Genomic DNA, 17,382 nt, shown 5'->3' with positions numbered 1-17,382 from the left:
CAAGCAGTTCCGCACGTAGTTGACGTCATTTCACACGCATCGGGTGGCAGTGGGCTGACAGACATCGGGGGACACACATGCACGAGGAGACGTCCGGGGCGCTGCGACGCGACGCCGTCGGGTTGCGCGAGGTGCTGTTCCAGAGCGTCACGGCGATGGCACCGGCGGCCGCGGTGGCCGCGTCGATTCCGGCCGGTGCCGCCTTCGCGGGCGGCAGCCTGCCGCTGGCGGTGCTGATCGCGCTGGTGGCCTGTCTGTTCACGGCGTCGTGCGTGGCCGAGCTGGCCCGGGAGTTGCCGGCCGCGGGTTCGGTGGCCACGTATGCGGCGCGCGGACTGCATCCCGCCGTCGGGTTTCTCGTCGGCTGGGGTTACGTCTTCGTGGAGATGCTGGTCCCACCGCTCCTCCTCCTGCAGTTGGGCTTCACCACGGCGGGCACGCTGCACGAGGAGTGGTCCTCCTGGCCGGCGGATCTGTGGTGGCCGTGGTCCCTGGCGGGAGCCGGCGTGATCGCCGTCACCGGTTACCTCGGCGTCCGCGCCTCGGCCCGCTTCGGCACCGTCCTCGGCTTCTTCGAGATCCTCGTCTTCCTGGTGTTCGCAGTCCTGCTCATCGGCAAAGCGGGCGGCGCCAACACCCTTTCGGAGTTCGGTACTTCGCACACCGCCGACGGTTACGCCGGGATCAGCGGCGTGTTCGCCGGATCCGTGTACACGGTGCTGGCGTTCGCGGGGTTCGAGGCGGCGGCGCCGCTCGCCGAGGAGACACGCGACCCCCGGCGGACGATGCACCGCGCGGTCCTCGGAGCGGCGCTGGGCATCGGCCTGTTCTACGTGATCACGACCTATGCGATGACCGTCTACTTCGGCCCCGACCGGTTCGCGAAGTTCGGTGCCTCGGGCGCGGCCTCCTGGGACGGCGTCGCCCGGGCCTCCTTCGGCCTCTTCTGGGTGCTGGTCTTCCTCGCGGTGATCAACTCCACGATCGCCAACGCCAACGCATGCGCCAACGTCTCGACCCGTACGGCCTTCGCGCTGGCCCGCATCCGGGTGCTGCCCCGCCTGCTCGCCACGCTCCACCCCTGGCACCGCTCCCCCGTGGCCGGTATCGCGCTGCAGACCCTCGTGGCGGTCGGGGCGGTGCTGGGGCTCGGTTTCGGCTACGACCCGGTGACCGCGTTCCTGCTGCTCGCCACGGTGATCGTCACGGTCGTCGTCGGTGTCTACATCGTCGTGAACCTCGCCTGCGCCGGCTACTTCCTGCGGGCCGGGCGGACCGCCTTCAAGCCGGTGCGGCATCTGCTGTTCCCGGTGCTCGGCGTCGTGGCCTTCGTCCCGGCCCTGCTGACGGCCGCGGGCCTCCCGGTCTTCGACTTCGTCACCGCACTGACGGCTCCGGTGTCCTACGCCGGGCCGGTCGTCGGTGTCTGGATGGTGGTGGGTCTGGTCGTACTGCTTCTGCTGATACGGCGTCACCCCGAGCGCATAGCCGAGACCGCGCGGGTGCACCTCGACACGTACGACCCGGCCGGGCACCGGCGGGACGGGACCGTGCCCAGCTGACGTGGCACCGCCCCGCAGAAATTCCGTCCCACGACCGCTCCCGCTTCCAGTCTCCGTCTTCCCGTCTCCCGTCTCCCGTCTTCCACCTCCCGCCTCCCGCCTCCCGTCAGAAGGGACGCCTCCACGATGACCGACCCCCGGATCCTCACCGTGCGGCCGGAACCGGACGAATACGCCTGGACGTTCGGCGGTGCGCCGCCCGTCGCGCGGATCGCGCCCGGCACGATTCTCGACCTGTACACTGAGGACTGCTTCGCCGGTCGGGTGCGCTCCGAGAAGGACCTCGTCTCCCAGGTCTGTGAGTTCCCCTTCCTCAATCCGCAGACAGGCCCCTTCCATATCGAGGGTGCCGAGCCCGGAGACACCGTGGCCGTGCACTTCGTGTCGATCGAACCGGCCCGTGACTGGGCCGCGTCGACGACGGTCCCGCTGTTCGGCGCGCTCACCTCCACGCACACCACGGCCACGCTGCAGCCCCCGCTGCCGGAGCGCGTCTGGATCTGGCAGCTGGACCGCGTGCGGCGCACCGCCCTGTTCCAGGCGCAGGACAGTGACATCGAGGTGGAGCTGCCCCTGGACCCCATGCACGGCACGGTGGGTGTGGCCCCCGCGAATCTGGAGGTGCGCTCGGCCCTGGTCCCGGACGCGCACGGCGGGAACATGGACACGCCCGAGATGAGGGCCGGCGTCACCTGCTATCTGGGCGTGAAGGCCGAGGGTGCCCTGCTCAGCCTCGGTGACGGGCACGCCCGGCAGGGAGAGGGCGAGACCTGCGGGGTCGCCGTGGAGTGCGCGATGAACACCGTGGTGGTCGTCGACCTTCTCAAGGACGTAGCCACGCCGTGGCCCCGGCTGGAGTCGGACACTCACATCGTCTCGACCGGCTCGGCCCGCCCGCTGGAGGACGCGTTCCGGATATCGCAGCTCGACCTGGTGCAGTGGCTGGTGCGCGATTACGGGTTCAGTGAGCCGGACGCGTACCAATTCGCAACCCAGGCGGTCGAATCGCCGTTGGCCAACGTGTGCGACACGAACTACACGTGCGTGGCCAAGCTCCGCAAGGAGTGGCTGCCGGCGCGCGAGACGTACCGCGGCATACACGCACGGCTGCGGGAAACCGCGCGGGTACTGCGGAGCTGACGCCTACGGCGTCCCCGTAGATCCCGGTGCCTCACCGGCGACTCACCGGCTCCTCCCCACTCCCCTCCACCCCTCTCCCCTCTCCGTCCCTCTTGCGCCCGGCATCCCAGGAAACCCGACACCCACACTCCCCACACCCCATCCCCCACACCCCCGAAAGGCACCCGCCGATGGACATGGAACCGGTCGGCCCCGCACAGCCAGGAGAGCCGGCATCACCAGCGAGCCCGGCGCGGCCGCGCCTGAACAGGCGACGGCTGCTGAAGGGCGCGGCGCTCGCCGCCGTGCCCTACGCGCTGCTCCCCGACCCCCGAGCCGGTGCGCAGTCCGAGGCCGTCGACTACCCGCCCGCCGAATGGCAGCCGGCGAGCACCTCCAACTACACCGCGTCCGACCGGCCCTACGGCTACGACATCGACCGCGTGATCATCCATGTCACGCAGGAGACCTACACCAAAACGCTGATGATCTTCGGCAACCCGGACAAGCAGGTGTCCGCGCACTATCTGGTCCGCTCGGCGGACGGGCATGTGGCCCAGTGCGTGCACGAGGCCGACATCGCGTGGCATGCGGGCAACTGGGACTACAACACCCGAAGCATCGGTATCGAGCACGAAGGGTGGGTGGACCGGCCCTCCTATTTCACCAATGCCCTCTACGAGCAGTCGGCGAAGCTCACGGCCGCGATCTGCGCCAAGTACGACATCCCGAAGGACAGGGAGCACATCATCGGCCACTACCAGGTGCCCGGCACCGACCACACCGACCCTGGCCCGAATTGGGACTGGGTCCGCTACCTGAGACTGGTCAACTTCGCCTGACCGGACGACGATGGCCCGGTACCGACATCACCGTCCCACCGTCCGGGGAGGGCGAGTTGACCGATCCGTGGGTGGCCCTGGAACCGGGGGCCGACCCCGCCGAGCGGGTCCGTGTGCTGCGCAGGGCGCACGAGACGTTCACCACGGTGGGCACGGTGCCGCGCCCGGTGCGGTCGGTGGTGGCGGAGTCGTGGCGGCGCAGCGCGCGAGCCGGGGTCGGGCCGGAGGGCACCGCGAGCGTGGAACTGACCGACGGCGACCTCGGCGCGTACCGGGCGGAGCACCCGCTGGCCCGGGTGATGCCGCTGTTCCGGGAGCTGATGGGCACGTTCGCCGCCGACGGCGAGCATCTGCTGGCGGTGTGCGACGCGCACGGCAGGCTGCTGTGGGTCGAGGGCCATCCGGCGACCCGGCGCCGGGCGGACGGGATGAACTTCGTGCCGGGGGCACGCTGGTCGGAGAGCGCGGTCGGCACCAACGCGCCGGGAACCGCGGTCGCCGTGGACCGGCCGGTGCAGGTGTTCGCCGCGGAGCACTTCATACGGCGGGTCCAGCCGTGGACGTGCGCGGCGGCACCGGTGCACGATCCGCGTACCGGCCGGGTCCTGGGCGCCGTGGACATCACCGGTGGGGACGGGCTGGCGCATCCGCACAGCCTCGGGTTCGTGCAGGCGGTGGCGCGGGCCGCGGAGGCACAGCTCGCGCTGCTCGCACCGCCCCGGACCGCCGCGGACCTACCGCTGCTCGGCGCTCTGGGGCGGGACGAGGCCGACCTCGTGCTGGACGGCCGCCGGATCCGGCTCAGCCGCCGGCACAGCGAGATCCTGGTTCTGCTCGCCCGGCATCCCGAGGGGCTGAGCGGAGACGAGCTGCTGTGCGCGCTGTACGCGGACGAGTCGGTGACCCCGGTGACCCTGCGGGCCGAACTGGCCCGGCTGCGCAGGCTGTTGGGCTCGGACGTGCTCGCCTCGCGGCCGTACCGGCTCACGGCCGCGGTCGAGTCGGACGTCACCGTGGTCGAGCGGCGGCTGCGGGCGGCGGCGGTCACCGCGGCGGCGCAGGCGTACACCGGTCCGCTGCTGCCCGCTTCGCAGGCTCCGGCGATCGTACGGCTGCGGGACCGTCTCGCCGACGGGCTGCGGACGGCCCTGATCGCGCACCGCGATCCGGATCTGCTGGCGGACTGGGCGCACGCGCCCTGGGGTGAGGACGACCTCGAGGTGTGGCGGGCGCTGGCCGCGGTGCGGCCGACGGCGCCGGTGCGGGCCCGGCTCGCCGCACTGGAGGCCGAGCTGACGGCGCCGCCCCGCCGCGTGCAGGGACGCGGGCGCCGCGCAACCTACGTGCAACGTCCGTCCGCCTAGCCTCGCGCCCGAGAGCTGCCCGACGGCGGGCAGCGCTGCACCGGGAGGCAGACCAGGATGACTCGTTACGCGGCGCCGGGCACCGAGGGCGCGATCGTCTCCTACCAGGCGCGCTACGACCACTTCATCGGCGGCGAGTACGTCCCGCCGCTGCGCGGGCAGTACTTCGAGAATCCGTCGCCGGTCAACGGACAGCCGTTCACCGAGATCGCGCGCGGCACCGCGGAGGACGTCGAGCGGGCGCTGGACGCGGCGCACGAGGCCGCGCCGGGGTGGGGCCGTACGTCGGTGGCGGAGCGGTCCGACATCCTGCTGAGGATCGCCGACCGCATGGCGGCCCACCTGGAGCCGCTGGCGGTGGCCGAGAGCTGGGAGAACGGCAAGCCGGTCCGCGAGACCCTGGCGGCCGACATCCCGCTGGCGATCGACCACTTCCGCTACTTCGCGGGGGCGATCCGGGCGCAGGAGGGGTCGCTCGGCGAGATCGACGACGACACGGTGGCGTACCACTTCCACGAGCCGCTCGGCGTCGTCGCGCAGATCATCCCGTGGAACTTCCCGATCCTGATGGCGGCGTGGAAGCTGGCGCCGGCGCTCGCCGCGGGCAACGCGGTCGTCCTCAAGCCGGCCGAGCAGACCCCGGCATCCATCCACTACTGGGTCGGCCTGATCGCGGACCTGCTGCCGCCGGGTGTGCTGAACGTCGTCAACGGGTTCGGGGTGGAGGCGGGCAAGCCGCTGGCGTCCAGCCCGCGGGTGGCGAAGGTCGCGTTCACCGGGGAGACCACGACCGGGCGGCTGATCATGCAGTACGCCTCGGAGAACATCAAGCCGGTCACCCTCGAACTCGGCGGCAAGTCCCCGAACATCTTCTTCGACGACGTCTGGGCCCACGACGACGACTTCCGGGACAAGGCGCTCGAGGGCTTCACCATGTTCGCGCTCAACCAGGGCGAGGTCTGCACCTGCCCGTCCCGGGCGCTGATCCAGCGCGGCCACTACGCGGAGTTCCTCGATGCGGCGGTGGAACGCACCCGGCGCATCAAGCCTGGGCACCCCCTCGACACCGACACGATGATCGGCGCCCAGGCCTCCAACGACCAGCTGGAGAAGATCCTCTCCTACCTCGACATCGGCCGGCAGGAGGGCGCGAGGGTCCTCACCGGCGGTGAACGCGTCGAGTACGACGGCGAGCTGAAGGGCGGCTACTACGTCCAGCCCACCATCTTCGAGGGCGACAACCGCATGCGGATCTTCCAGGAGGAGATCTTCGGCCCGGTCGTCTCGGTGACCTCCTTCGACGACTTCGACGACGCCATCAAGATCGCCAACGACACGCTGTACGGCCTGGGCGCGGGTGTCTGGACCCGGGACGCCACCACCGCCTACCGGGCGGGACGCGCGATCCAGGCGGGCCGTGTGTGGACCAACTGCTACCACGCCTACCCGGCGCACGCGGCGTTCGGCGGCTACAAGCAGTCCGGGATCGGCCGCGAGACGCACAAGATGATGCTGGAGCACTACCAGCAGACGAAGAACCTGCTGGTGTCGTACTCACCGAAGAAGCTCGGTTTCTTCTAGGGCAGCGGGCTCCAGCGCGCCGCTTACCACACTTCAGCACCGAGTCAGCGGCCGCGGGGACGATCGGCGGTAGGACGCTCCACCGACACTGGCCATCACATCGAAGAGAGGCCTCCCTTGGACACCACCACCGACGACCGCAAGCGCATGGAGAGCAACCAGGAGGGCTGGAACCGGCGAGCTCTGGCGCACGTCGACTCGAGCTACTACGACCTCGACTCGTTCCGGGCGGGGAAGAGCAGTCTGCGCTCGCTGGAGCTGGCCGCGCTCGGTGATGTATCCGGTAAGGACTTCCTGCACCTACAGTGCCACATCGGGCTGAACGCCATCTCCTGGGCCCGGAAGGGCGCCAACGTCACGGCGGTGGACTTCGCCGGGCAGGCCCTCGAGATCGGCCGTGACCTGGCCAAGGGCCTGAACGTGGACATCAAGTTCGTGGAAGCCAACATCTATGACCTGCCCAAGGTGCTGACGGGCTCCTTCGACATCGTCTACACCGACTACGGGGTGCTCAACCTGCTGCCGGACCTGTCCGGCTGGGCCAAGGTCATAGCGCACTTCCTCAAGCCCGGTGGTGTCTTCCACATCGTGGAGATCCACTCGATCCTCGGCGCGTTCGAGGAGGTCGACGGTGAACTGCGGCTCCGCTCGGAGCTGTTCAAGAGCGGTCCTCAGGAGAACGAGGTCAGCGTCACCTACGGGGACGAGTACGAGGGTGCGCGGGAGATCGATGCGTACAAGCAGTACAGCTGGCCGTGGACCATCTCCCACGTCATCACCGCGCTGATCGAGGCGGGGCTGCGGATCGAGACGTTCACGGAGGTGCCGGTCGACTGCCGGCAGCGTTTCAGCTCCATGGTCCGTGACGACCAGGACGCGGGATTCTGGCGTCTGCCCGGCGATCCGCTCCCGCTGTCGTGGACCTGCTCCGCGCGTAAGCCGGAGTAGCTTAGCCCGCCGGCGGCCACGGACGGTCACAGACCGTTGCCGTACCCCACGCATCCGGCCGGCCTTCGGGGCGGCCGGATGCGAGGGCTCTCCCAGCCTATGGCCTCGGCCACCAGCCCCTCCGCCCGCGCGCCGCGCAGGATGGCCATCTCCAGCGAGTCGAGCCGTTCACCCGCGTCGATGCCCAGTTCGTCGACGACCAGGCGGCGCGCCGCACGGCACGCGGACAAGGCCTGGCTGGTGCGCTCGCAGCAGTACAGCGCGAGTACGTGGCGGCGCTGGAAGCCCTGGTGCAGCGGATTGGCGGCGACCAGCCTGGCCAGTTCGGCCAGGGCGTCGGCGTGTCTGCCCACCGCCAGATCGAGGTCCAACCGCCGTTCGAGGGCCGTCAGCCGGCGCTCTTGCAGCCGGGCCGACTCCGACTGGGCGAACACCCCGTCCAGGCCGTCCAGGGGTACCCCGTGCCACAGGTCGAGCGCTGCGCACAAGGACCGGTGAGCGTCGGCCAGATGACCGGATGCCCATGCGCGTTCGCTGTCGGCGGCGGCCAGCTCGAAGCGGTGCAGGTCCACCTCGACAAGCGGAGTGTTCAGCACGTATCCGTCGTGCCTCGTCTCCAGGCACTTCTGCGTGGAGGTTATCGCTGCCAACGCTCGGCGGAGGGCGTATATGTGAACATGAACCTGATTACGCACGGCAGCGGGTGCTTTCGTCGGCCACAGCACGCTGACGATGCGCGAGAAGGGGACGGGCCGGTTGGCCTCTAATGCGAGCAATGCCAGCAGAAGGCGCTGCTTACGTCGAGCCAGGGGAACCGGGGCGCCCTTGGCGAGGATGTCCACCGGACCGAGAATACGGATGTAATCACCTGAAAGTATGTCGGTGTCGTACGGGGCCGCGACTTCGAACCTGCTCATCTTTACCCCCGGTGTATGGCAGGACGGCCAATGTGTCGAACGGGACCGATCCCGCGAGACTAGCATGAGAGCATCTATCAAAGTCTTTGGTTTTGTACACACCTGAGACCAGTTCAACTTCGATGTTTTATCAATGAGCCATCAATTGTGGCCTGTTTTTGGCTTGTCAAGAACGTAAAGGCAGGACGACCGCCCGGCGCGTCACCGCCGGTTCAGCGCTGAGTCAGGGTGCGACACGACGATCGCTTTCATGGGAGCCACTCAAGGAACCACCCTGCACGAACTGATCGCTGCCCAGACGCGCAGGGCGCGGTCGAGGATCGCGGTCACCGGGCCCGACGGCGACCTCACCTACGGCGAGCTCGAATGCCGGGCAGAGCGGGTGGCCGTCCGGCTCGCCGCGCTCGGCGTGGGAGTGGATCGTCCCGTGGGCCTGCTGGTCCCCCGGTCGGCAGCGATGATCGTGGGGATGCTCGGCATACTCCGGGCGGGCGGGGCCTATCTGCCGCTGGACCCCGAGCATCCCGGCACCCGCGTCAACGCCCTGCTGTCGGCCGCGGGCGCGACGGCCCTGGTGACGACTCCGGAGCTGGCGGAACGCGCCGGGACCTCCGGGCTCCCCGTGGTCGTGCCGGGGGAGGATCCCGGTGAGGCGGGTCCGGTCCGGCCGCCCACTCCCGACTCGGCCCTGTGCTACGTGCTGTTCACCTCGGGCTCCACCGGCGAGCCCAAGGCCGTCGCCGTCGAGCACCGTCAATACGTCCACTACCTGAACGGCCTGTACGAGCGGACCGAACCGGGGTGGTCCTGGGCATTGGTGTCCACGTTCTCCGCGGACCTGGGCAGCACCAACGTGTTCGGGGCGCTGACCACCGGCGGCCGGCTGCACGTGCTGTCCCGCGAGCAGGCGATCGATCCGGAGGCTTTCGCGGCGTACTTCACGGAACACGGGATCGACGCGATGAAGCTCGTACCGAGCCATCTCGCGGCCCTGGCGGGCGCGGACGGCGCCATGGCCGCGGGGGTGCTGCCGCGGCGCCTGCTGATCTGCGCCGGAGAGCCGCTGCGGCCGAACCTGGTGCGCCGGGTCCGTGCCGCCCGGCCGGACCTGGCCGTCGAGAACCACTACGGCCCGACCGAGACCACCGTCTCGATGCTCGCCTACCGGGTACCCGAGGACGTGCCGGAGGCCGCGACGGTCCCCCTCGGCCGCCCGTTGCGGGGGGTGCGCACCTACGTCCTCGGGCCCGACAAGGAGCCCGTCCCCAACGGGGTCACGGGCGAGCTGCACATCTCGGGGGCGAACGTGGCCCGCGGCTATCTCAACGCTCCCGCCGCGACTGCGGCCGCCTTCACACCGTGCCCCGCCGAGCCGCCCGGGGCGCGCATGTACCAGACCGGCGACCTGGTCCGGCGCCTTCCCTCCGGGGATCTGGAGTTCGTCGGGCGCGCCGACGACCAGGTCAAGGTTCTGGGATACCGCGTCGAACCCGGCGAGGTCGCGGGCGTCCTGGCCGGCCACCCGAACGTGGGACAGGCCGTCGTCGTACCGTACGGCACCGCCGACGAGCTGCGGCTGGCCGGCTATGTGACCGGATCCGGCGTCAGCGAGGCGGACGTGCGCGCCTTCGCGGTCGATCGGTTGCCCCCGCACATGGTGCCCTCGGCCATCGTGGTGCTCGACGCCCTGCCGCTGACCCCGAACGGCAAGATCGACCGCGCCGCTCTGCCCGCCCCCGTCGCCGAGCGAACCGACCACCAGGTCGCGCCGGGGGCCGGTCTGGAGGAGCAGGTCGCCGCGGTCTGGGCCGCGACGCTCGGCCTCGCGAGCGTCGGTGTGCACGACAACTTCTTCGACATCGGCGGCACGTCGCTGCTGCTGATGCGGCTCAGGGCCCGACTGGTCAAGTTGTTCGAACGGGAGATCTCGATGGTCACGCTCTTCCGCAACCCGACCGTGCACCTGCTGGTGCGTCATATGGAGGCGGCCACGGCACCCGGCGCGGAGGCGGAGTACGGCAGAGGACGCAGCAGGCTGACCGCAGCCGCCCGTGCCCGGCGGCGCGCCGCAATGAGCGGGGACGAGCGATGAGCGCGCAGCAGGCGGAGCCGACCGGGCTCGAGATCGCCGTCGTGGGAATGGCGGGACGTTTCCCCGGCGCGGACTCGGTCGCACGGTTCTGGGACAACGTACTCGACGGTGGTGAGCAGCTCACGTCGTTCACCGCGGAGGACGCCATAGCCGCCGGGGTGGCGCCGGACGAGGCCCGGCGTCCCGACTACCGGCACGTCCACGGCGTACTCGACGGCGTCGAGTACTTCGACAACGTCTTCTTTGGGTACACCCCGCGGGACTCCGCGCTGCTCGACCCGCAGCAGCGCATCTTCCTGGAGTGCGCCTGGGCCGCGATGGAGGACGCGGGGTACGCCCCCCGCGCCGAACGCGCGTCCGTGGGCGTCTACGCCAGTGCCAGCCAGAACGCCTACCTGCTCGGCAACCTGCTGCGCTCCCCCGGGGCGTTGGCCGACGTGGGTCCGCAGGAGCTGCTGCAGGCCACCGAGAAGGACATGCTGGCGGCCCGGGTCTCCTATCACCTCGACCTGCGCGGGCCGAGCCTGAGCGTGCAGTCCTCCTGCTCGTCGTCCCTGGTCGCCGTGCACATGGCCTGCCAGGCGCTGGTCGCCGGCGAGTGCGAACTGGCCCTGGCCGGCGGTGTCACGGTCCATGTGCCGCAGCACGAGGGGTACCGGCACACCCCCGGCTCGGTGTTCTCCTCCAGCGGGCACTGCCTGCCGTTCGACGCCGCGGCCGACGGGACGGTCTTCGGCAACGGAGTGGGAGTGGTGGTGCTCAAGCCGCTGGCGGACGCCCTCGCCGACCGCGACACCATCCATGCCGTCATCCTCGGGTCGGCGGTGAACAACGACGGCGCGCGGCGTATGGGCTTCACCGCTCCGGGGGTGGACGGGCAGGTCGCCGTCGTCCGCGCGGCGCACCGCGTCGCGGGCGTGGACCCCCAGACCATCAGCTACGTGGAGACGCACGGGACGGGCACGTCCCTCGGGGATCCGATCGAGTTCGAGGCACTCACCGAGGCGTTCGGCACCGACGGTGTCCCGTGCACGTTCGGCACCCTGAAGGCGCAGATCGGTCATCTCTCCGGCGCGGCCGGAGTGGCGGGCCTCGTCAAGACGGTGCTGGCGCTCAAGCACCGCGTCCTGCCGCCGAGCCGCCACTTCACCCGGCCGAACCCGGACATCGACCTGGACTCCGGCCGGTTCCGCCTGCTCGGCGAGGCGACGCCGTGGCCGGAGTACGGCGGGCTGCGGCGAGCGGCGGTCAGCTCCTTCGGCATCGGCGGGACGAACGCGCACATGGTCCTGGAGGAGCCCCCGCCCCCGCCTCCCCGCTCCTCCGGGGGACGGGGGCGCGAGGTGCTGACCCTGTCCGCCCGCGAGGACGAGCGGCTGCTCGAACTGGCGGCCCGGCTGCGGGAACACCTGGTGGCTCATCCGGAAGCCGAACTGGCAGACGTCGCCGCCACGTTGCAGAGCGGCCGCACACCCCAGCGCCGCAGAGCCACGGTCGCGTGCACGGACATCGACTCGGCAGTCGCCGCCCTGGCTGCCGTACGGCCGCCGGCCGTGGACGCCCGCGATCGTGGCGTGGTCTTCATGTTCCCCGGACAGGGTGCCCAGCGGGTGGGCATGGGGCGGGACCTGTACGAGACGGAGGAGACCTTCCGCACCTGGATCGACACCGCGGACGAGCGCCTGGACTTCGACCTGCGCGGCCTGCTGTACGCGGGAGATCCGGCCGAGAACGCGCAGCAGCTGGAGCGCACCGGTTGCACACAGCCGGCGCTCTTCGCCGTCGAACACGCCCTCGCCCGCCTGTGGATGGAGCTCGGGCTCACGCCCAGGGCGATGATCGGACACAGCCTCGGCGAGTACGTGGCGGCGACCGTCGCGGGGTGCTTCGACTTCGCCACCGCGCTCGATCTGGTGGCCGCGCGGGCACGGCTCATGCAGGATCAGCCGCCCGGCGCGATGCTCACCGTCGCCCTCGCGGTGGACGAGGTACGGCCCGCTCTCGACGCCGAGACCACGGTCGCGGCCGTCAACGGCCCGGACCTGTGCGTCGTATCCGGTCCCGTACCGGCCGTGGAGGCGCTGGAGAAGCGGCTGCGGGCGGCGGGGGCGACGTGCCGCCGGCTGCGCACGTCGCACGCCTTCCACTCCCCGATGATGGAAGCCGTGGCCGCGCCGTTCGAGTCGATGCTGCGCAAGGCCGTTCTCCGCCCGCCGGAGATACCCTTCGTGTCCAACCTGACCGGCGACTGGATCCGTCCCGAGGAGGCCGTGGACCCGCAGTACTGGATCCGTCATCTGCTCAGCCCGGTCCGCTTCCACGAGGGGGTGGGGCGGCTGCTGAGCGGCCCGGCATCGGTGTTCCTCGAGGTCGGTCCGGGGGCCACCCTTCGTACGCTCCTCGGCAGGGCCGGGGACGACCATGTGCCGCTCGGCGGGCTGCCCGATCCGGAACGCGAAGCCGACGACGGTGTCTACCTGGCCCGTACGGTGGGCCGGCTGTGGGAAGCTGGCGCATCCGTGGACTGGGACCGGTGGCGCCGGGGGACGTGGTCGCGCATACCGCTGCCGACGTACCCGTTCGGGCGCCGGCGGCACTGGGTGGAGCCGGTGCCCGGAGCGGGCCTGGGCCTCGCGGTCACGGCGGAGCAAGCGCACGGCGCGCAGCACGTCTCGTCCGTCTCCGGGGCGGAGCCGGCCGGCGCGACGGAGTCGGTCGCAGGTCTGCCCGGTACCGTCCTGCGCATCTGGCGGGAGCTGCTCGGCATCGACGACATCGGTCTCGACGACGACTTCTTCGACCTCGGCGGCCACTCGCTGCTGGCGACCCGCATCATCGCCAGGGTGGCCGACGCGACGGGTGTCGAGCTGCCGGGCGACGCGCTGTACTCGGCACCGACACCCCGGGAGCTCGTTGCGCTCGCCGGCCGGAGCGGCTTCCCGCCCGTCGCGGACAACCCCGAGGACCCGGCGGTCATGGCTCAGCTCATCGCAGAGATCGCGGAAATGTCGCCCGAAGAAGTCGAGGACCGGTTGCGCGAGGAAACCTGACTCGCACTCCAGCAATTCAACTAACCCGAAGCCAATTCCCGGGGTCGATTTCTGCCCGTCCTGGATCTGGTGGCTCACCCGGACAACCACCGGGCGGGGGATCCGGGTTCAGCAAAGTGTTCAGCGTGCCGTACAGGCCTCGATGTGAGGATGACGTCAACCGGGTCCACGCGGGCCACCTGGGAATTGCTGCGGGGGTAGCATGAATCGTTCGCGACTCAGCCATGTCCACATGTACGTCGGCGACGCCTGCCAAGCGGCCTACTACTACTGCAAGGCCTTCGGCTTCCGTTCGATCGCGGAGTCGAACCCGGCCCGGCAGCCCTACTCGATACTGCTGGCCCAGGGCCGGATCCGCCTGCTGCTCACCTCGACCACCGACGCGGCCGACCCGGTCGCCCGCTATGTGGCCGCGCACGGCGACGGTGTGGCCGACATCGCGATCGAGGTGCCCGACGTCGCACAGGCCTATCGGACGGCGGTGGCAAACGGCGCCGATCCGGTCATCGCGCCGTCGTCCCACGCCGGCCCGGGCGGCACCGTCGTGAACGCCGCGGTCCGCGGCTTCGGCGACGTCGTGCACACGCTCGTCGAGGCGGGTGCTCCGCTCCCGCACCCCACTCTCTCGCCCGTCGACAAACCGATACCCGCGCCCGCCGAGGGTGAACTGCTCAGGGACATCGACCACTTCGCCGTGTGCGTCCCGGTCGGTGAGCTGGACAAGACCGTGAGCCGGTACCAGGAGAGTTTCGGCTTCGAGGAGGTCTTCGCGGAGTTCATCGAAGTGGGCCGGCAGGCCATGTCCTCGAAGGTGGTGCGCGACCCGGCCAGCGGCATCACGCTCACCATCCTGGAGCCTGACGCGACACACGACCCCGGCCAGATCGACACCTTCCTGCGGTCCCACGGCGGAGCCGGGGTTCAGCACGTCGCCTTCGGGACGGGGGACATCAGGGAGGCGGTACGGCGTCTCGGCGACCAGGGCGTCGAGTTCCTCAGGACGCCCGATGCCTACTACGACCTGGTGGAGGACCGGGTCGGTGACCTCGGCGCCGAGCTCGACGACCTGCGCGCGCGGAACATCCTCGCCGACATCGATGAATGGGGCCTGCTGCTGCAGATCTTCACCCGGTCCCCGTACACCCGCAGGACGCTGTTCCTGGAAGTGATCGAGCGACGCGGCGCGCGCACCTTCGGCAGCGGCAACATCAAGGGACTCTACGAGGCGGTCGAGCGGGAGCAGAGCCGCGACGGGGTTGCCGATGCCGGCTGAGCCGCAGCGCTACGAGACGCCGCCGGCGATGGTGGCCGACTACGCGGAGCTGGCTCGCGCCACGCTCGATCCGGGGATCTGGGACTTCGTCCGCGGGGGCGCGGGCGACGAGCGGGCGGTCGACGCCAACACGGCGGCGTTCGAGGCCGTACGGCTCGCGCCGCGGGTGCTGTCCGGGGTGGCCAAGACCGATCTCTCGGTGCGGCTGTTCGACCAGTCGTGGGCGATGCCGATCGCCGTCGCTCCGATGGCTCATCACACGATGGTTCATCCCGACGGAGAGGTGGCCACGGTACGGGCCGCCGGCCGCTTCGGCATCCCGGTCGTGGTCAGCACCTTCGCCGGCCGCGCGTTCGAGGAGCTGTCGGCCGTGGCCACCAGCCCGCTGTGGCTGCAGTTGTACTGCTTCCGCGATCGTGGGCTGACGCGCGACCTGGTCGAGCGTGCCACTGCCGCGGGGTTCGCCGGGCTGGTGCTCACGGTCGACTGCCCGCGGCTGGGCAGGCGTCCCCGCGACATCCGCAATGCCTTCCGCCTGCCGGACCACGTGCGGCCGGTGAATCTGCCCGCCTGCGCCGCGTACTCCTCGGCCGATGTCCACGCACGCTCGGATCTCGACCCGGCGCTGGACTGGTCGGTCGTGGAGTGGCTGCGGTCGATCGGCCGGCTGCCGCTGCTGCTCAAGGGCATCCTCACGCCCGAGGACGCACTGCACGCGGTCGGGACCGGCGCGGACGGCATCATCGTGTCCAACCACGGCGGCCGCCAGCTGGACGCGGCCCCCGCCACCCTCGATGCGCTGCCGGCTGTCGCCGACGCCGTCGACGGCCGCTGTCCGGTCCTCCTGGACGGCGGAGTGCGTCGCGGCCGCGATGTCGTGGCCGCCGTCGCCCGCGGTGCGGACGCCGTGCTGGTCGGGCGGCCGGTGCTGTACGGGCTGGCCGCGGCCGGCGAGGAGGGCGCCGCGGGCGTCTTCGGCATCCTCGCCGACGAACTCTCCGACGTGCTGCTGCAGACCGGCCGACGGAGCCCGGCCGACGTGGACGCCTCGCTGCTGTTCGGCACCCCGGCGCCCGCGGTCTCCACCGCGGCTTCTCCCGTCTCCGCCGCGGCTTCCCCCGTTTCCGTCCCGGCGCCCGCCACTTCCGTCCCAGCGCCCCCCGCTTCCGTCCCGGCGCCCGCCACTTCCGTCCCAGCGCCCCCCGTTTCCCTCCCGGCTCCCCCCGTTTCCCTCCCGGCGCCCGCCGCTTCCGTCCCGGCTCCCCCCGTTTCCGTCCCAGCGCCCGCCGTCTCCAGCCCGGTGGCCGGCGGTCCGGTCGACCCGGGCGCAGGGGTGTTGTCCAAGGAGGGGCTGCATTCGAGCGCGTCCGCGCCGGTGATGGACACGATGAACTTCCTCAACGAGATCACCATGCGTCATCCTGACGCGATCTCCTTCGCGCCAGGCAGGCCGCTGGAGGACTTCTTCGAGGTCGAGCAGCTGTTCCGGTGGCTGCACCGCTACATCGATCACCTGGCGGGTCTCGGCCGGTCCGAGGAGCAGATCCGCACCGCGTTGTTCCAGTACGGTGCGACTGCCGGGGCGGTCCGGGACCTGGTGGCCCGGACGCTGGCCGACGACGGCATCATCGCCGATCCCGCCGACATCGTGGTCACCGTCGGCGCGCAGGAAGCGATGTTCCTCACGCTGCGGGCGCTGTTCGCCTCGCCGCGCGACGTATTGCTGGTCGCCAGCCCGTGCTACGTCGGGATCACCGGGGCGGCCCGCATGCTCGACATCGCGCTGGCCGAGATCCCGGAGGGCCCCCACGGGCTGACGGCGGTGGCGTTCGAGCAGGCGGTGGCGGAGGTACGGGCCGCGGGGAACCGGCCGCGCGCGTGCTACCTCGTGCCCGACCACTCCAACCCCTCGGGCAGCACCGTGCCCCTCCGGGCGCGCCACGAACTGCTGGAGGCCGCCGCCCGGAACGGCGTCCTCATCATGGAGGACAGCCCCTACCGGGTGGTCGGCTCCGCCGAGCCGCTACCGCCGCTGAAGGCCCTCGACCCGGCGCGATGCGTCATCCACATCGGGTCCTTCGCCAAATCCGCCTTTCCCGGTGCCCGGCTCGGTTACCTGGTCGCCGACCAGGAGGTCGTGGACCGCGGCGGCGAGCGCACCCGCCTGGCCGACGAGATCTCCAAGCTCAAGAGCATGCTCACCGTCAACACCCCGAGCCTGAGCCAGGCGGTGGTCGGGGGCCTGCTCCTGGAGTCGGGCTTCGGGCTGCGGGCGCGGAACGCCGAGGCGGCCTGCGCCTACGACGCCAACCTGACCGCGGTCCTGGACACGCTGCGCCGGCTGTTCCCCGAGCGCGAGCGGGCGACGCACGGCGTCTCCTGGAATCGTCCCTCGGGCGGCTTCTTCCTCGCGTTGAACGTGCCGTTCGCCGCCGACGACACGGCGCTGGCCGTCTCCGCCGAACGGTTCGGGGTCATCTGGACGCCCATGCGCTACTTCCATCCGAGCGGCGGCGGCGAGAACGTCATCCGCCTGGCGTGGAGTTACCTCACGCGGCAGCAGGCCGTCGAGGGCATCGAACGGCTGGCCGCCTTCATCACCGAGTACGCCCGCCACGTCGGCGTCTCCTGATC

11 protein-coding genes and 1 pseudogene are annotated in these 17,382 nt (G+C 70.8%); 10 read left to right on the top strand and 2 right to left on the bottom strand.

Annotated elements, in window-relative coordinates; translation table 11 throughout:
• Positions 1 to 77: 77 nt before the first annotated feature.
• The 6 genes from ACWC0C_RS16980 (at position 78) to ACWC0C_RS16955 (ending at position 7,416) form a co-directional block, all read left to right on the top strand.
• Positions 78 to 1,562: an APC family permease gene (locus ACWC0C_RS16980; RefSeq protein WP_450864657.1), complete on the top strand. Its 1,485-nt coding sequence runs from the start codon at positions 78 to 80 to the stop codon at positions 1,560 to 1,562.
• Between the two features lie 126 nt (positions 1,563 to 1,688).
• Entirely contained in the window at positions 1,689 to 2,702 is a 1,014-nt protein-coding gene (locus tag ACWC0C_RS16975) for an acetamidase/formamidase family protein (RefSeq protein ID WP_450864656.1), read from the top strand.
• Positions 2,703 to 2,878: 176 nt separating this feature from the next.
• A complete protein-coding gene (locus ACWC0C_RS16970) occupies positions 2,879 to 3,523 on the top strand; it encodes an N-acetylmuramoyl-L-alanine amidase (RefSeq protein ID WP_450864688.1) in 645 nt (214 codons plus the stop codon).
• A 56-nt stretch (positions 3,524 to 3,579) separates the two neighbouring features.
• Complete coding sequence (locus ACWC0C_RS16965; RefSeq protein WP_450864655.1) at positions 3,580 to 4,887, top strand: GAF domain-containing protein; 1,308 nt, start codon at positions 3,580 to 3,582, stop codon at positions 4,885 to 4,887.
• A gap of 57 nt (positions 4,888 to 4,944) precedes the next feature.
• Positions 4,945 to 6,468, top strand: a complete 1,524-nt coding sequence (gene adh / locus ACWC0C_RS16960; protein ID WP_450864654.1) for an aldehyde dehydrogenase — start codon at positions 4,945 to 4,947, stop codon at positions 6,466 to 6,468.
• A gap of 117 nt (positions 6,469 to 6,585) precedes the next feature.
• A complete protein-coding gene (locus tag ACWC0C_RS16955; protein WP_449195516.1) occupies positions 6,586 to 7,416 on the top strand; it encodes a class I SAM-dependent methyltransferase in 831 nt (276 codons plus the stop codon).
• A 26-nt stretch (positions 7,417 to 7,442) separates the two neighbouring features.
• Here ACWC0C_RS16955 and ACWC0C_RS16950 read toward each other — a convergent pair whose 3' ends face one another.
• Both ACWC0C_RS16950 and ACWC0C_RS16945 read right to left on the bottom strand, forming a co-directional pair.
• A complete protein-coding gene (locus tag ACWC0C_RS16950; RefSeq protein ID WP_450864687.1) occupies positions 7,443 to 8,012 on the bottom strand; it encodes an AfsR/SARP family transcriptional regulator in 570 nt (189 codons plus the stop codon).
• Between the two features lie 9 nt (positions 8,013 to 8,021).
• Positions 8,022 to 8,333, bottom strand: a pseudogene (locus tag ACWC0C_RS16945) (AfsR/SARP family transcriptional regulator); the annotation flags it as partial.
• 250 nt (positions 8,334 to 8,583) lie between these two features.
• Between ACWC0C_RS16945 and ACWC0C_RS16940 the strand changes: the two are divergent.
• The 4 genes from ACWC0C_RS16940 to ACWC0C_RS16925 all read left to right on the top strand — a co-directional run bounded on the left by ACWC0C_RS16940 (position 8,584) and on the right by ACWC0C_RS16925 (position 17,380).
• Positions 8,584 to 10,425 (top strand): non-ribosomal peptide synthetase, encoded by a 1,842-nt coding sequence (locus tag ACWC0C_RS16940; RefSeq protein WP_450864653.1) that lies wholly within the window; start codon positions 8,584 to 8,586, stop codon positions 10,423 to 10,425.
• Positions 10,422 to 13,475, top strand: a complete 3,054-nt coding sequence (locus ACWC0C_RS16935; protein WP_450864652.1) for a type I polyketide synthase — start codon at positions 10,422 to 10,424, stop codon at positions 13,473 to 13,475. The genes ACWC0C_RS16940 and ACWC0C_RS16935 overlap by 4 nt, the downstream gene beginning before the upstream one ends.
• 202 nt (positions 13,476 to 13,677) lie before the next feature.
• Complete coding sequence (hppD, locus tag ACWC0C_RS16930) at positions 13,678 to 14,748, top strand: 4-hydroxyphenylpyruvate dioxygenase (protein ID WP_450864651.1); 1,071 nt, start codon at positions 13,678 to 13,680, stop codon at positions 14,746 to 14,748.
• Positions 14,738 to 17,380, top strand: coding sequence for an aminotransferase class I/II-fold pyridoxal phosphate-dependent enzyme (locus ACWC0C_RS16925; RefSeq protein ID WP_450864650.1), 2,643 nt, complete (start codon positions 14,738 to 14,740; stop codon positions 17,378 to 17,380). Before hppD ends, ACWC0C_RS16925 begins: the two co-directional genes overlap by 11 nt.
• The last annotated feature ends 2 nt before the right edge of the window (positions 17,381 to 17,382 follow it).

The organism is Streptomyces sp. NPDC001709, assembly GCF_053596375.1.
The sequence above is the reverse complement of the archived record's forward strand: the minus strand, read 5'-3'. Positions and strand labels throughout refer to the sequence as shown.

What these genes read in the sequence shown, in the direction of transcription:
- ACWC0C_RS16980 (WP_450864657.1), top strand. Translation starts at nt 78, where the DNA reads ATGCACGAGGAGACGTCCGGGGCGCTGCGACGCGACGCCGTCGGGTTG.
- ACWC0C_RS16975 (WP_450864656.1), top strand. Translation starts at nt 1,689, where the DNA reads ATGACCGACCCCCGGATCCTCACCGTGCGGCCGGAACCGGACGAATAC.
- ACWC0C_RS16970 (WP_450864688.1), top strand. Translation starts at nt 2,879, where the DNA reads ATGGAACCGGTCGGCCCCGCACAGCCAGGAGAGCCGGCATCACCAGCG.
- adh (WP_450864654.1), top strand. Translation starts at nt 4,945, where the DNA reads ATGACTCGTTACGCGGCGCCGGGCACCGAGGGCGCGATCGTCTCCTAC.
- ACWC0C_RS16940 (WP_450864653.1), top strand. Translation starts at nt 8,584, where the DNA reads ATGGGAGCCACTCAAGGAACCACCCTGCACGAACTGATCGCTGCCCAG.
- ACWC0C_RS16935 (WP_450864652.1), top strand. Translation starts at nt 10,422, where the DNA reads ATGAGCGCGCAGCAGGCGGAGCCGACCGGGCTCGAGATCGCCGTCGTG.
- hppD (WP_450864651.1), top strand. Translation starts at nt 13,678, where the DNA reads ATGAATCGTTCGCGACTCAGCCATGTCCACATGTACGTCGGCGACGCC.
- ACWC0C_RS16925 (WP_450864650.1), top strand. Translation starts at nt 14,738, where the DNA reads ATGCCGGCTGAGCCGCAGCGCTACGAGACGCCGCCGGCGATGGTGGCC.